This window comes from Actinokineospora alba, from assembly GCF_004362515.1.
GTDB classification, from domain to species: Bacteria; Actinomycetota; Actinomycetes; order Mycobacteriales; family Pseudonocardiaceae; genus Actinokineospora; species Actinokineospora alba.
Genome location: NZ_SNXU01000001.1, coordinates 5539843 through 5554193, shown reverse-complemented (window position 1 = coordinate 5554193; position 14351 = coordinate 5539843). Strand labels below are relative to the sequence as shown.

14 protein-coding genes are annotated in these 14351 nt (G+C 70.1%); 6 read left to right on the top strand and 8 right to left on the bottom strand.

All coding sequences use genetic code 11. From position 1 onward, the window contains the following. Window positions 1-63: 63 nt before the first annotated feature. Window positions 64-1773 carry a sensor histidine kinase gene (locus C8E96_RS25520; protein ID WP_091370128.1) on the top strand — a complete coding sequence of 570 codons (1710 nt, stop codon included), beginning with the start codon at window positions 64-66 and terminating at the stop codon, window positions 1771-1773. A 2-nt stretch (window positions 1774-1775) separates the two neighbouring features. Here the strand turns inward: C8E96_RS25520 and C8E96_RS25515 are convergent, their stop codons facing one another. Next, window positions 1776-2417, bottom strand: coding sequence for a response regulator (locus tag C8E96_RS25515; protein ID WP_091369216.1), 642 nt, complete (start codon window positions 2415-2417; stop codon window positions 1776-1778). A 165-nt stretch (window positions 2418-2582) separates the two neighbouring features. Here C8E96_RS25515 and C8E96_RS33545 point away from each other — a divergent pair, with 165 nt between their 5' ends. Continuing rightward, on the top strand, window positions 2583-2990 hold the full coding sequence (locus C8E96_RS33545; protein WP_166658118.1) for a CBS domain-containing protein: 408 nt from the start codon (window positions 2583-2585) through the stop codon (window positions 2988-2990). Between the two features lie 14 nt (window positions 2991-3004). Here C8E96_RS33545 and C8E96_RS25505 read toward each other — a convergent pair whose 3' ends face one another. Then, window positions 3005-4015: an Acg family FMN-binding oxidoreductase gene (locus tag C8E96_RS25505; protein WP_091369208.1), complete on the bottom strand. Its 1011-nt coding sequence runs from the start codon at window positions 4013-4015 to the stop codon at window positions 3005-3007. Window positions 4016-4186: 171 nt separating this feature from the next. On the opposite strand from C8E96_RS25505, the gene C8E96_RS25500 reads away from it, so the two are divergent. Together C8E96_RS25500 and C8E96_RS25495 are read left to right on the top strand one after the other, a co-directional pair. Then, complete coding sequence (locus C8E96_RS25500) at window positions 4187-4429, top strand: hypothetical protein (protein WP_091369204.1); 243 nt, start codon at window positions 4187-4189, stop codon at window positions 4427-4429. Window positions 4430-4456: 27 nt separating this feature from the next. Beyond that, entirely contained in the window at window positions 4457-5092 is a 636-nt protein-coding gene (locus C8E96_RS25495) for a CBS domain-containing protein (protein ID WP_091369201.1), read from the top strand. A gap of 3 nt (window positions 5093-5095) precedes the next feature. Here C8E96_RS25495 and C8E96_RS25490 read toward each other — a convergent pair whose 3' ends face one another. The 5 genes from C8E96_RS25490 to C8E96_RS25470 all read right to left on the bottom strand — a co-directional run bounded on the left by C8E96_RS25490 (window position 5096) and on the right by C8E96_RS25470 (window position 9132). Continuing rightward, window positions 5096-5803 carry a CBS domain-containing protein gene (locus tag C8E96_RS25490; RefSeq protein WP_166658117.1) on the bottom strand — a complete coding sequence of 236 codons (708 nt, stop codon included), beginning with the start codon at window positions 5801-5803 and terminating at the stop codon, window positions 5096-5098. Between the two features lie 76 nt (window positions 5804-5879). Then, window positions 5880-6470, bottom strand: a complete 591-nt coding sequence (locus tag C8E96_RS25485) for a hypothetical protein (protein ID WP_091369194.1) — start codon at window positions 6468-6470, stop codon at window positions 5880-5882. Between the two features lie 88 nt (window positions 6471-6558). Next, window positions 6559-7974 carry a DUF4389 domain-containing protein gene (locus C8E96_RS25480; protein WP_091369191.1) on the bottom strand — a complete coding sequence of 472 codons (1416 nt, stop codon included), beginning with the start codon at window positions 7972-7974 and terminating at the stop codon, window positions 6559-6561. 25 nt (window positions 7975-7999) lie between these two features. Then, on the bottom strand, window positions 8000-8728 hold the full coding sequence (locus C8E96_RS25475; protein WP_091369187.1) for a sigma 54 modulation/S30EA ribosomal C-terminal domain-containing protein: 729 nt from the start codon (window positions 8726-8728) through the stop codon (window positions 8000-8002). Beyond that, window positions 8725-9132 (bottom strand): hypothetical protein, encoded by a 408-nt coding sequence (locus C8E96_RS25470; RefSeq protein WP_133794774.1) that lies wholly within the window; start codon window positions 9130-9132, stop codon window positions 8725-8727. The genes C8E96_RS25475 and C8E96_RS25470 overlap by 4 nt, the downstream gene beginning before the upstream one ends. A gap of 123 nt (window positions 9133-9255) precedes the next feature. Here C8E96_RS25470 and C8E96_RS25465 point away from each other — a divergent pair, with 123 nt between their 5' ends. After that, window positions 9256-10227, top strand: coding sequence for a magnesium transporter (locus C8E96_RS25465; protein ID WP_091369179.1), 972 nt, complete (start codon window positions 9256-9258; stop codon window positions 10225-10227). A 77-nt stretch (window positions 10228-10304) separates the two neighbouring features. After that, entirely contained in the window at window positions 10305-12770 is a 2466-nt protein-coding gene (locus C8E96_RS25460; RefSeq protein ID WP_091369174.1) for a cation-translocating P-type ATPase, read from the top strand. A 26-nt stretch (window positions 12771-12796) separates the two neighbouring features. Here the strand turns inward: C8E96_RS25460 and C8E96_RS25455 are convergent, their stop codons facing one another. Continuing rightward, window positions 12797-13603 carry an HIRAN domain-containing protein gene (locus C8E96_RS25455; RefSeq protein ID WP_091369170.1) on the bottom strand — a complete coding sequence of 269 codons (807 nt, stop codon included), beginning with the start codon at window positions 13601-13603 and terminating at the stop codon, window positions 12797-12799. Window positions 13604-14351 lie beyond the last annotated feature (748 nt).

Sequence of the window (14351 nt, the reverse complement as noted above, 5' to 3'; positions counted from 1 at the left end):
TTGCGGTTTTCCTGGACAGTGGCATCGTGGTCATGTCGGGATTGACCACGAAGCGGAGTGTCGATGCCCAAGCCGGAAGGCCGCGAGACGGTCTCCTTGTCAGGGTTGCGCCTTGACGAGCTTCTCGGTGAACTCCAAGAGCGGCTGACTGAGGTGCGGCGGACGAGCGACCGGCTGGAGAGCCTGCTCGACGCGGTCGTGGCGGTCGGCGCCGGGCTCGAGTTGGATTCCACGCTGCTGCGGATCGTGCAGGTCGCCGTCGAACTGGTCGACGCCGAGTACGGGGCGCTGGGCGTCCTGGGCGACCAGGAGGGGCTCTCGGAGTTCGTCTACGAGGGCATTCACCCGGACGTGCGGGCGCACATGGGGCACCTGCCCGAGGGACGCGGGCTGCTCGGCCTGCTCATCGAGCACCCGGTCCCGATCCGGCTCGCCGACCTGAGCAAACACCCCGCCTCCGTCGGTTTCCCGCCCAACCACCCGCCGATGCACAGCTTCCTCGGTACACCGGTCCAGGTGCGCGGCGAAGCCTTCGGCAACCTGTACCTCACCGAGAAGCGCGGCGGCGCGGAGTTCACCTCCGACGACGAGACGGTGATCAAGGCCTTGGCGAGCGCGGCGGGCGTCGCCATCGAGAACGCGCGGCTGTTCGAGCGGTCGCGGATGCGCGAGCGGTGGCTGGCCGCGACCAGCGAGATCAACGCCGCCTTGCTCGCGGGGGCCTCGCAGGAGGACTCGCTGACCCTGATCGCGGAGCGGGTGGTCGAACTCGCCGACGCCGACGTCGTGCTGATCCTGTTGGCCGACGACGCGAGCCACTCGGTGCTGCGGATCAGTGCCGTCAGCGGCGACGACACGGAGACTGTGCTCGGCGCGGAGATGTCGGGAATGAGCACGGTGGTGAGCGAGGTGTTCGCCACCGGTGAGCCGGCCATGGTGCCCGACGTCTCCCAGCAGTTGGGCGACGGCATCGGGTCGATTTCGAGCAAGCTCGGCCCGGCGGTGGCCGTGCCGCTGCGCAATGCGTCAGGGATCAGCGGCATCCTGCTTGCCGGGCGGCTCAAGAGTGGCGCGCAGTTCGCCGCCGACCAAGCGCCGCTGCTGGCCTCGTTCGCCGGACAGGCCGCGGTCGCACTGGAGTTCGCCGACAAGCAGCGCAACCAGCGGTTGCTCGACGTCCTGGCCGACCGCGACCGGATCGGCCAGGACCTGCACGACCACGTGATCCAGCGGCTCTACGCCACCGGGATGAGCCTGCAAGGCACCGTCCGCCGGATCACCGACGAGGACGTCCGCTCCCGCGTGCACCGCGCCGTGGAGCAACTCGACCAGACCGTGCGCGAGATCCGTACGTCGATCTTCGACCTGCACACCGAGAGCCGGGTCGAGGCCGCCGGCAGCCTGCGCAGGCGGCTGCTGGACATCGTGGCCGAGACCAGCGCGGAATCGGCGGTGTCGCCGACGGTGCGTATCTCCGGAGCGGTGGACACGTTGGTCCCGCCGAGCCTCTCCGAGCACGCGGAGGCGGCGCTGCGCGAGGCGCTGAGCAACGCCGTCCGCCACTCGGGCGCCACCGAGATCACCGTCGTGATCGACGCGGGTGACGAACTGTCCATTCAGGTCACCGATAACGGCACCGGGATCCCCGAGGGCGTGAAGCGCAGCGGCCTGGACAACATCAGCCGCCGCGCCGCCCGCGTCCACGGTGCGGTCGAACTGACCACACCGGAGGGCGGCGGAACCCACTTGGTCTGGCGCGTCCCACTGAGCTAACGCTATTTGTCCTTGTTACGGAGTTCGGTGGCCATGACGGCGGCCTGGGTTCGGCGCTGGATCTGCAGCTTGGCCAGCAGATGCGAGACGTAGTTCTTGACCGTCTTCTCGGCGAGGAACATGCGCTCGCCGATCTGCCGGTTGGTCAGGCCCTCGCCGATCAGGTCGAAGACCGTGCGCTCCTGCTCGGTCAGCCCGGCCAGCGGGTCTTCCTGGGCGCGTTCGCGGCGGATGCGGTCGAGCAGGGCGGTCGTCGTCCTCGGGTCGAGCAGCGACCCGCCCGAGCCCACCGTGCGCACCGCGGCCATCAGGTCCGAGCCCAGCACCTGCTTGAGGACGAAGCCGGACGCGCCGGCGAGGATGGCGTCGAACAGGGCCTCGTCGTCGGCGTAGGAGGTCAGCATCAGACAGTGCAGTTCGGGCAGCCGTGAGCGCAGCTCCCGGCACAGCTCGACCCCGTTGCCGTCGGGCAGCCGCACGTCGAGCACCGCGACATCGGCGCCGCTGGTAGGGACGCGGGTCAGCGCCTCGGCGACCGACGCGGCATGGCCGACGACCTCGAGGTCCGGCTCGTCCTCGAACAGGTCGGCGATCCCTCTGCGGACGATCTCGTGGTCGTCCACCAAAAAGATCCGAATCGTCATCACTGGCCTCCTCAGGTCCTGCGCCACCGACACTACGACCGGCGCGGCGCGGGTGCCGGGGGCGGGGGACCCGATCACTCGGGACCAAAGTCCCCGTGCAGGACCCAGCGTGGCGGGGTCCGAGGTCTCTGTCGACTCGATCTCACCGCTCCTAGCGTCACGGGCATGGGAACCATCGACCCGTTCGAGGAATCCGTGCGCTCGGTCATGAGCACCGATGTCGTCGGCATCGTTCCGCAGGCCCCACTGGAGGTGGCGCTGCGGCTGATGGTGCGTGCGAAGGTGCGCCACCTGCCGGTGGTGGCGGAGGGCGAATGCCTCGGCGTGGTCGACGAGTCCGAGATCCTCTGGCACCTGTGGTCCACCGGAGTTGGCGTGCACCCTGTCGTGGCCGAGATCGTCGCCGCGGCGCGCTACCCGAGTGTCGATATCAGTGCGGCCCTGGGGCACGCGGCTGCTCTCATGGCCAATCAGCGGGTCGACGCGGCGATAGTGACCGACAGGGGTCGACTCGCGGGCATCCTCACGGTCACCGACATTCTTCGCGTGGCCGCACAACACAAACCAGGGTGACTTGAGGCTCGGCGTCAGATCCGGGCGGGCAGGGCCGCCAGCACGTCGTCCAGCGTTCGGCGTCCGGTGGCAGGCAGCGCCCGGTCCCGTGGCCGCGGCCTGCCGACTCGCAGGACCATCTGCGGCACCATCGCGCCGCCGATGACCTCGTCGCGTACCAGGTCGCGGGTCTCCTCGACCTCCAGTGGCTGGCTCAGCGGGCAGCTCGACAGCCGGGCGGCGGTCGCGGCGAGCAGGACCGCGCTGGTCGCCTCGCCCGCGAGCAGCCGCGACAGGGTGTCGTCGGAGGAGGTGCCCACCACCAGAAGGACGCCAGCGCCTGAAGGCCGGTCCGCCACCTCGATCGACGGTGTGGCGAACTGGCGCAGCGCCAGGTCGCCGTAGCCCGCCGCGGTCACGGAGTTGGCGGCGGGGACTCCGTCCGGGGACCTTGTGTGGGTGCCACTCCAGAGGAAGATCTCGTGGGCGTAGCCGGGATTTCGGCTCTGTGCCGCGTTGGCCCGGGTGATCGCCTCGACCAGCGGGGCCCGCACGGCGGGGCTCGACGCGGTGGTGAGGACCGTCCCGCACCCGCCCGCCGCTTTGGTAAGCGCCACCAACTGCTCAGGTGGGATCGGCGACGCGCTGTAGGCGCGTCGGTCGGACCGGCGGCGCAGGATCGCCGCCGCGAGCATCAGGTCCGATGGGCTCGCGTCGGCGCGCGCGAACTCGATGGCGGCCAGGTGGTCGGGGTCGGCTGGGTCGGGCAGCCGGTGCACGGTCGCGTGCCACCCGAACGCCGCGAAGGCCACCCGCGCGTGGTGCAGCACCGCGCCGCAGCTGACCAGCAGATCGCGGCCGTCCGGGTCGGTGGCGGGCAGGTGCCTGGTCCAGTCGGCGAACAGGTGGACCGTGGACTCGCCGAGCCTCCAGGACCACGGCTGCGAGTTGTGCACAGAAGGTGCGCGGCAGGCGAGTTCCAGGGCCGCACGCAGGGTGTCCGTGTCAGGGAACTCCCTGTCCGCCCACGTGTTGTCGGTGGTCATCGCCCTGCCGCCTCTCGGTTGTCTCACCCAATCTTGGGACGGCTTTGTCGACCCGCACAGGGCGTGAAGTCCCGTGTCGGCGGGCTGAAAGGCACGGAGGGACGAAGGTCCCTGCCCGCTCGTGCCCAGTCGCCCTGTCGAACGGCAGGGTGTTCGCGCTTGGCTTGTGCGATGAGCGAACATCATGGGGAAGCGATCAAGCGCCACCGAGCCGCCCGCGTGCTCGCCGGGCAGGCCACCGACGCCGCCGACCTCGCGTCGCTGCTCGACATGCTCGGGCTGAGCGCCGCGGAAGGACTCGTCCCGCCGGCGGACCGCCCGGCTCCGGTCATCCCGCCCGCGCGCCGCAGCGTCGCGGAACGCCAGGCCGCCAGAGCACTGGCGTCGACGCTGCTCGGCCCGGCAGGCCACTGACCCCTCGGATTCACGGAAGGACGCGCGATGCGTGCCAAGGACATCATGAGCAGCCCGGTCCTCACGGTCGCCTCCTCGACCACGGTCAAGGAGGCGGCTTCACTGCTCGCCTCCCACGGATTCACCGCCGCGCCGGTCGTCGACGAGGACGACCGGTTGGTCGGCGTCGTCACCGAGGCTGACCTGGTGCGCGACCGGATCCCGCGCGACCCCCGGTCGCTGATCCATCCCGAAACCCACGGAACCGGTCACGGCGTCGCGCACACGGTGGGCGAGGTGATGAGCACCCCGGCCGCCTCGATGAGCCCTGGCAGCGACGTCGCCGACGTGGCCGCCGGGCTGCTCGGCGCCGGGCACCGCAGCATGCCGATCGTGGACGGCTCACGCGTCGTCGGCATCGTGACCCGCCGCGACCTGCTGCGCACCATCGCCCGCGACGACGAGGCCGTCGCCAAGGATGTCCGCCACCGCCTCGAGATCTACGGCGGCTCCGACCGCTGGACTGTGCGGGTGGCCGACGGGGTCGTCACCATCGATGACGAGTACGACGACGAGACCGACCGGCACGTCGCGACCGTCCTGGCGAGGGCTGTGCCCGGAGTGGCGAGCGCGTCGTGTGATCGGCGCGCCTCCGTCGCCGGGACGCGCCGATCGCACGAGTAGGGATCAGGCCCGTGGTTCGTGGGTGATGTCCACGGCCATGGGCTCCGGGATGTGAATGTGCGTGTCGTCGTAGGCGAAGGCCACGTGTGGATTGACATCCACGACGCCGTCGACCCGGCGGATCAGCGCCACGGCGACCGGTATCGAGCTCTTGCGGTCCATCTCCCCGCGCAACGTCACGACGCCCTCCTGGACGTCGATGCTCACGGTGCCCGGGCCGGGGATCACGCCGAGGTTGCGTTCGAACACCTCGTGCGCGATCTCGTCCGCGATCTCGTCGTCGTCGCGGAGGAAGACGCTGAGCAGGTCCACTCGGCTGACAATGCCGACCAGCACGCCTGCCTCGTCGACGACCGGCAGCCGTTTGACGCCGTGTCGGCGCAACTCCTTCGCGGCGTGGATGACGGTGTCGTCGGCGGTGATGGTGTGCGCAGGCGCGGTCATCAGCTCGCCGGCGGTGTCGCCCTCGGCGTGGTCGTGCGGCATGAGCCACGTCAGCAGCGACCTGCGCTCGTCCGGGTCCTGGGTGATCTGCCTGGCCAGCAGGTCGGCATGGGACACCACGCCCAGCACCTTCCCGGCCGGGTCGACGACCGGCACGGCGCTGATGTGCCTGCTGTCCAGCAGGGACACGATCTCCTTGAACGGTGTGTCCGCGGTGACCGTGGCGACGTCGGTCGTCATCACGTTCTGAATCTTGCGGTGCTTCATCGTTTGTCTCCTTGGTGGTCTTATGACCCAAGGCTCCGATGTGGGTGTCCACATCGGAGCCTTGGGCGGTGGCCGCTCAGCGCAGCCAGGGGTTGCGGCGCACGATGTTCGTCTGGGCCCACCGCTTGCCGAGGCCCCACACGTCGCCCGCGTAGAGCACGGCGAGCGCGACGAGCACGAGGGTGTAGACCAGGTGCGAGTCGATGACCGGGTTGGTGGAGCGGGTCAGCTCGCCGGTGTCGGTGTGCCGGGCGAGCGGCCATTCCGCGACCCACATCGACATCAGCAGCAGTCCGCCCGCGCCCGCGGCGATCCGCAGGCCCACACCGGCGAGCAGGGCGACGGCGATGCCCAGCAGACCGGCCATGAACAGCCAGTCCGCCCAGGCCTGACCGGCCCAGCCGTTGAACATCGAGGCGAGCGGTCCGTGGTCGATCCCGCCGAGGAAGCCCTTGGTGGGTGACCCGCCGTCGATCCAGCCCTTCGTGGTGGCGTAGCCCAGGCCGAACAGCTTGTCGATGAACGCCCAGCCGAACACCAGGCCCATGACGATTCGCGTCGCGGCGATGACGCGGCCCGCCGTGGTCGGCGCCGCCGTGGTGTCGTTCGGGTTGTGCTGGACAGGGATCTTCTTCGCGCTGGTGCGCAGGGAGTCCTTGATGGACATGGTGACCTCCTTGGGGGTGCTGAGCTCAGTTTCGGTTTGTCCCGCAACGAAATCGGCGGTCGAAGGTCCTGCCTTCGAGGGGCGTTGGTCAGTCGGAGGATGCTCGGCGGATCGACCCGGCCAGCAGGGCCGCGCCCGCGGCGAGCATCAGGCCGCTCAGGGCGAGCAGGCCGCCGCCGATCCACGGCAGCGCGGGCAGTCGTGCGGCCGCTCGGACGTCGACCGAGACGGGGGAGGAGCCGTCGGCGTTCATCGCGACGACCGTCCACACGCCGTCGTGCAGCCGCCAGTCCAGGTTCCGCGTGCCCGCGCCCTCGCTCGAAGCGAGCCAGAATTCCTGGTCGCCCGGTGGTGTCGGCGGCGGACCACCCGGTACGTCCACGGTGACCAGCTCGTTGGAGTCGGCCTGGCCGACTTCGGCGCGGGCAACACCGTCGAGGTACCGCCGCACGTCGGGCTCCGGCCCGACGCCGACGAACACCGGCGTGGCGGGATCGCTCGCGGTGACGACGAGTCGGACGTCGCCGACCGCCCCGGACAGCCAGTCCAAGTCGTCCCGGATGGCGACCGCCTCCTCTGTGATGGCGTGTCCCTGGGTGTGCAGGTCGACCGTCGAGGTGGCCACGTAGCCCGAGGCGTCCCGCTGGGTGGTGTTGAGCCAGAGCACACCGGCGCCTGCCGTCAGCGGCCCGATCGCGACGAGCGCAAAGAGGGCGCCCGCGACCATCGCCACGGTGCGTCCGGGAGTCCACACGGGACGGACCGGCGGTGGTGTGTCGCCGACCGGTGCGGTTGATTCGGTGGCACCCAGGTCGATGCGGAACGGCGGGTACCGGTCGGTCATCAGCGCGCCGTAGGCGGCGACCCGCAGCACCCATCGGTCCAACCCGACGACGAACTCGTGCAGCTCGCGTGGGTAGCGACCGCTGAACAACAGGATGAGTCCGGCCAGCACGACCAGGACACCGACGAGGCCACCCGCTGCCCAGTCGAATCCGGCGTCGTTGTCGGAGGCGCCGAACCACAGTCCGCCGCCCGCGAAGAGCGCGACGATGAGGTAGTGCGGCAGCGCGAGCAGCCACCACTTCACCAGGACCAGGCCGCGGGAAAGGTGTTCGGGGTAGGCGATGCGCAGGCGGGCCGGGTAGTCGGGCACGTCGGCGAGGGTGAACGGCGGATAGCGGTCGGTGCCCAGTCCGGCGTAGCCGTAGTAGTGGACCCGCCAGGACCAGCGCAGGACGCCCACGGTGTAGGCGAACAGCGCCGGGGGATAGCGGCCGGTGATCAGGATGCCGAAGAACGCGATGGCCGTGGCGACGACGAAACCGAGCCACAGCGGGATAAGCACCACATAATGCGGTACCAGCAGTAGCCATTTGACCAGCCACAGCCAGCGCGATAGCGGCTGGTCGAGCTTGCCGTCGACCTGGACGGGATAGGACGGGGGCGGGATGGTCACGCCCGTGGTCGCGGTGTCGACTGGGGTCGCCGAGTCGTTTCGCATGACACTCCTTGGGTAGGTGTGGACGTCACGGCGCGGGGTGGATGAGCCCGTAGTCGCCATCGTCGCGGCGGTAGAGCACGCGGCCCCGGTTGTCGTCGGCGTCGGCGTAGAACAGCAACCGCTGCCCTGACAGGTCGAAGCGCACCTGCGCCTCCTCGACGGTCAGCCGAGGGGCCGACCCCACGCATTCCCATACGCCGGTCGGGGTGGCCGGGGTCCGTCCGTCGACGGCGGCGACGAGATAGCCGGAAGTGGTCTTGCGCAGCAGGCAGTCCTGTCCGGCCGCGTCGGTGAAGAGATGGAAGTCGTAGCCCAGGCTGTCCATCTCGGCGATCGCGTCCTCGATGCCAACGCCCGGCGCCGAGTAGGTCACGTGCGACACCACCTGCCTGCCTGGCGTCGACGAAGGCCGTGCCGTGTTCCGGTGTTTACTCGGCCTGTGCCAGAGGTTCGACAGCCGGTGCGCGAGCCGGTGGGCGAGCCGGTCGATCGCCTCACGGGCTCCGGTCGCGTCGGCGCGGACGTGCACATGCCGCCCGTCGAGATCGATGTCGGCGGTGGCCCGCACGGGTTCGGCCACTGCCGGATCCGGGAGCCTGGTCACCGTCACCCGGACGAGCTGGACACGGTGGTGGGCATGCGACAGGGCTTTGGTGAGTTTGCCGGTGGCGTAGTCGCCGACTCCCGCGCCGAACTCGCCGCGGAGCACCACGGCGGGCGTGGGGATCGTGCTGGGGATCGCGGTCTCGGTCATGGTCGCTCCAGGGTGTGGCCGGGTCGGGTGATCTCGTGGGTGCGCGGCCAGTCGGTGTGCCGGCGTCCCTCGTAGGCGAGGGCGTGCCGGACGATGGTGAACGCCCAGAGCATGACCGCCGCCGCGATGAAGAACGTCAGCGACCAGGCCGTGTCGATGACCAGGGTCAGCACACCGAAGACCGCCGCCGCGAGCGCCAAGGCCTGCGGCAGCGCGTGCATCCGCTCACCGTTCACCCGGGCGCCCACGACGCAGGCCGCGACGCCGAACACCAGCCCGATCGCCGCCACGCCGCGCGCGTCGCGCACCAGCAGTGCCCCACCGCCCCCGACGAACCACGCGTAGGGCACGAGGATCGCCGCGACCAGCAGCGAACTGGTCGCGTCCCGCCAAGTCAAATTCATGTTCAGCCTCCGGTTCGGACTTCCTTGAGTCCGACACTCATCCATCGGCGTCCGGGGCAGCAGGGACTTCGGTCGCGCGATGACAGGACCAATGCCGCGTGGGATTCGGGCGACACTGAGGACATGACCGCCGAACCGGAACCGATCCTGCGCACCGCCATCGAGCACGCGACGAACTCGGTGCCGATCGCCCGGCCCGACGACGACGTCAGCGCGATGCTGGATGCCCTGCGTGGACACCGGTTCGACAGCGCCGCGGTGATCGCGGTCTGCCGCGACGGTGTCCTGGTCGGCCTCGCCACGGTGGAACGCCTGCTCGCCGCGCCACCGGGCTCGACCATGGGCGAGGTGATGGACACCGACCCGCCCGTGGTCGCGCCGCACACGCACCAGGAACGCGCCGCGTGGGCAGCCGTGCACCGCGACGAGCCTGGACTGGCGGTCGTCGACGACGCAGGCCGGTTCCTCGGTCTCATCCCGCCGCAGCGGCTGCTCGCGGTGCTGCTGGCCGAGCACGACGAGGACCTCGCGCGGATGGGTGGTTTCCTCGGCACGGCGTCCGCGGCGAAGGCGGCCAGCGAGGAGCGGGTCACCAGACGGCTGTGGCACCGGCTCCCGTGGCTGTTCGTCGGCCTGGCCGGGGCCATGCTGGCGGCGGGAGTGGTCGGGAGTTTCGAGGAAGCCTTGCGGGCCAACGTCCTGCTCGCGTTCTTCGTCCCCGCCGTGGTCTACCTCGCCGACGCCGTCGGCACCCAGACCGAGACGCTCGTCGTCCGCGGACTGTCCGTCGGTGTCCCGGTCGGCCGCATCGCGGTGCGCGAGGTGATCACCGGCGGGCTGATCGGCCTCCTGCTCGCGGCGGTCGCGGGCCCGGTCACATTCTGGATCTGGGGTGACGCGGAGGTCGCCACCGCCGTCGCACTCGCGCTCTTGGCGGCTTGCGGCGTGGCGACCGTCGTCGCGATGGTCCTGCCGTGGCTGTTCTCGGCGATGAGACTGGACCCCGTGTACGGGTCCGGGCCGCTGGCGACCGTGGCACAAGACCTGCTGTCCATCCTGATCTACCTGGAGACCGCCACCGCGATCGTCGGCTAGGACATGCCCTTCTACCGGCGCTGTCCGGGACCTTAGGTCCTTCTGCTCCCGCGACGGTCCAAGGCAGCGTGGACGGTATGACGACCGCGATCCCGACCGACTCGCTCGCCACCGGGCTGACCGACGCGCAAGTGGCGGCGGCTCGCGCCGAGGTGGGCGCCAACACGATCCCAGAGGCGGCGCGGCCCAAGCCGTGGACCAGGGTCCTCGCCCAGCTGCGCGACCCGATGATCCTGCTGCTGCTGGGCGCCGCCGCGCTCGCCATGGTGCTCGGCGACCTCACCGACACCACGGTCATCGCCCTCGTGGTCGTGCTCAACACCGCAGTCGGTGTGGCACAGGAACTCCGTGCGGAGCGCTCGCTGGCCGCCCTGCGCGACCTGTCCGCGCCGACCGCGCGACTGGTCCGAAATGGACACCGCGTCGTCCTGCACGCGGCGGAGGTCGTTCCCGGGGACGTGCTCGTGCTCGAAGCGGGCGACATCGTCGCCGCCGACGCCGTCCTGCGCGACGGACACCACCTGCAGGTCGACGAGGCGGCGCTGACGGGGGAGTCCGTGCCGGTGGACAAGCGGGCGGGCGTCGCCGACGTGGACCTGGTCTATGCCGGGACCGTCGTCACCCGGGGCCGCGGTCTCTGCGAGGTCACCCAGACCGGTGCGCGGAGCAGCCTCGGCCGGATCGCCACCCTGCTGGGCGAGCAGCGTCCACGCCCCACTCCCTTGCAGCGCAGGCTGTCCGGCCTCGGTCGGGTGTTGGCGCTGGCGGCGATCGCGTTGTCCGCCGTGGTCGCGGTGTCCGGTCTGCTGCGCGGGGAATCGCTGGCCGACATGGCGTTGGTCGGCATCAGCCTGGCCGTCGCCGCGGTGCCCGAGTCGCTTCCCGCCGTGGTGACCCTCGCGCTGGCGCTCGGCGCGCACCGGATGGCCAAGCGCGGCGGGGTCGTGCGGTCCCTGCCCGCGGTGGAGACCCTCGGGTCGGTCACCGTGCTGGCCGCGGACAAGACCGGCACCCTCACCGAGGGCCGGATGCTGGTGGAGCGGCTCTGGACGCCGGAGTGCGGCGAGGCCGGGGTGACCGGCGCGGGCTACGAACCGGTGGGGGAGATCAGCCCGGGCACGGGCTTGGCCCGGCTGCTGCGCGACGGCGCGCTGTGCAACGACGCGGACATCGCGCAACCGGACGAGGAAGGCGGAATCTGGCGGGCTGTGGGCGATCCGACGGAGGCGGCACTGGTGGTGCTCGCGGCCAAGGGCGGCGTCGACTCGGCCGCGCTGGGGGAGCGGTACCCGCGGGTGGCCGAGATCCCGTTCGACCACGACAGCAAGCGGATGACGACGGTGCACCGCGCGCCTGACGGGTGGCTCGTCGTGTGCAAGGGCGCGCCGGAAGTCCTGCTGGACATCCCCGGTCTGCTGTGCGAGGTCCCGGCCCACGCGCGCGAGACGGCGATGTCCCTCGCGCGAAAGGGGTATCGGGTGCTCGCCGTGGCCGAGCGGGCATACCCGGAGGGTCCGCGGCCCAGCGCCGACGCCGAGGGTCTGGTGCTGGTCGGGCTGGTCGCGATCATCGACCCGCCGCGCGAGTCCGCCGCCGACGTGGTCGCCACGTTCCGCCGGGCGGGTGTGCGGCTCCTGCTGATCACCGGCGACCACCCGCACACCGCGCACGCGCTGGCCGCACGGGTCGGCATCGACGCCGACGGCGTCTACGCGCGGACACGCCCGGAACAGAAGCTCGACATCGTCGCCGAGCTGCAGGCCCGCGGCGAGGTCGTCGCCATGACCGGCGACGGCGTCAACGACGCCCCCGCCCTGCGCCGCGCCGACATCGGCACCGCGATGGGCGGCGAGGGCACCGAGGTCGCCAGGCAGGCCGCCGACCTGGTCCTGACCGACGACAACCTGGGAACCGTGGCGGCGGCGATCGAAGAAGGACGGCGCATCTACGCCAACGTCCGCACCTTCCTGCGCTACGCGCTGGCCGGGGGAGTGGCCGAGGTCGTGGTCATGCTGCTCGGACCGCTGTTCGGTCTGGCCCTGCCGCTGCTCCCGGCACAGATCCTGTGGATCAACATGCTCACCCACGGCCTCCCCGGCGTCGCGATGGGCGCCGAACCCGCCGACCCGGCCATCATGCGGGCCCGCCCACGCCCGCCCCAGCAGTTCATCCTCGGCGACGGCCTCTGGCGGCGCATCGCCTGGACCGGCGCCCTCATCGCCGCGGTGACCCTGGGCGTCGGCGTGTGGGCTTCGGCCACCGGGCGTCCGTGGCAGAGCCTGATCTTCCTGACCCTGGGCCTGGCCCAACTCGGCGTCGCCCTCGCCGTGCGCACACGGGGAACCGGTCTGCGGCCCCGTTTCCTCGACATCGCCGTCGCGGGAGCGATTCTCCTGCAGCTGGGTGGCGTGTACCTCGCGCCCCTGCGTGCGCTGCTGGGAACGGAGCCAGTGGGCTTGACGGACTTGGCCATCGTCGCGGGTGTCGCACTGCTTCCCGGTCTCGCCGTGCTCGCCGCTCGGCTCGGCTCCCGTTCCACCTGACTTCCCGATGGCTCAGCGCCGGTCGTTCACTTCGGCGCTTGCCGTGCCTCGATCTTGGCGAGGGCCTGGTTGCGCCGTTTGAGGAGGTCCTCGACAGCGTCCTCGCGGGCCGCGTCGTTCCCATACAGCTCAAGTCCGCGTTCAGCCCACCACAGGCAGGTGTCCCAGTCCTTGTTCTTCTGCTGCCGGATCGCCATCTGCCGATACGTCTCCAGCAGCGGAACCTTGTTCCACTTCGCCATGAACGACTGGCAGATCGTCTCCATCTCCGCGTCATGCTGACGGCACGCGTCATCGAACTCGTCGAGCGCCGTGTCGTAGAGCTCGCGGCATCGGTACAACCGGGCTTCGAGTTCGGCGAACTGGAAGTGCCGGTCGATCGGATCGCGCTCGGCCGCCAACAAGACCCGCAGGGCGGCGACCGCTTGCCTATCGCCGACAGGCAGGCTGCTGTACCAGGAGAGGTCGTATGAGTCGTCCTCAGCGTCGGTTCGCCAGGCCTCGCTGAACCCGGTGCGCATCGAAGGCTCTAGGGCGTTCGAGGGCTGTCCGGCGCGACCGGACCGACCACCGAAGGTCTCAGCGTCATGCGAAAGCCAGACACCTAGTCGGCCTGGGCCATTCTCGTAGTACCCGCCGCCGACGATCACGCCGTCGAGCGCGACATGACCTCCGGCCAGTTTCATCAACCCGTGCAACGCGGGGAGGTACTGAGCCGCGATATCCCTTGGCAGGTAACCGACAACGCGTCCGTCGACATGAACGGAGATCACGTTCGCGTCGTAGGCGTTCGTGGGTTCGGGCACGAGCACCGCCACGATCCGGTGCCGCACCCGATCACCGACTGATCCACCGCAGATCGCCCAGAGCGCCGCCTGGTAGCCGGACTCACCAACGACCTCGAGGTCATCCTCCCCTGGGTGGAGACGTACCGAGCCCAATTGCGGACTCGGGCCGAACGCGTGGCGAACTCCCCTGAGACGGTCGCGTAGACCCATCCGAAATGCCCCCTGCCGTGCGACGGCTGACGGATTGGCGCTGGTCTGATCACCACCACGAACCGTCGGCGAGGAGATCGCTGTTGTTACATCTTCGACGTCGACAGTGTCTGTGGCTCCGTCGTCGCCGAGTTGACGGACGAGGTGTGAGGGAGCGGCGACGAGGGCGAAGAACAGGTTCGGTCGGATATTTGCGCATGGTGGACCACAAAGCCTGATGGCGGTGACGACCCCGCGAGTGAGCCCGAGATGACGGGTGATGTCCGCGGCTTCGAGCACCACACCCGTACCCGCCCTTCTCTCTCCCCCGTACACTGCATTCATCTTACTATCAGCTATTCACTATCAAGATATCCGATATCCCGCCTTCAACGAGGCGTCACCTTCGAAGCAAAACCAAAACCGCCCAGAGGACGCCCGGTCTCAGGCTGACGACTGGCAGGGATCCTCGGGCCGAATGGAAGGCGGTGAGCGACTTGCTCAAGGTCGTGACGGTTGACTCTGTGTCAGAGGCGCGCGGTATCGAGAAGGGGTACGGGGCGGGGTGAGGCTGGTCGCGCGCGCCCAAGACGTTCTCCGCGAA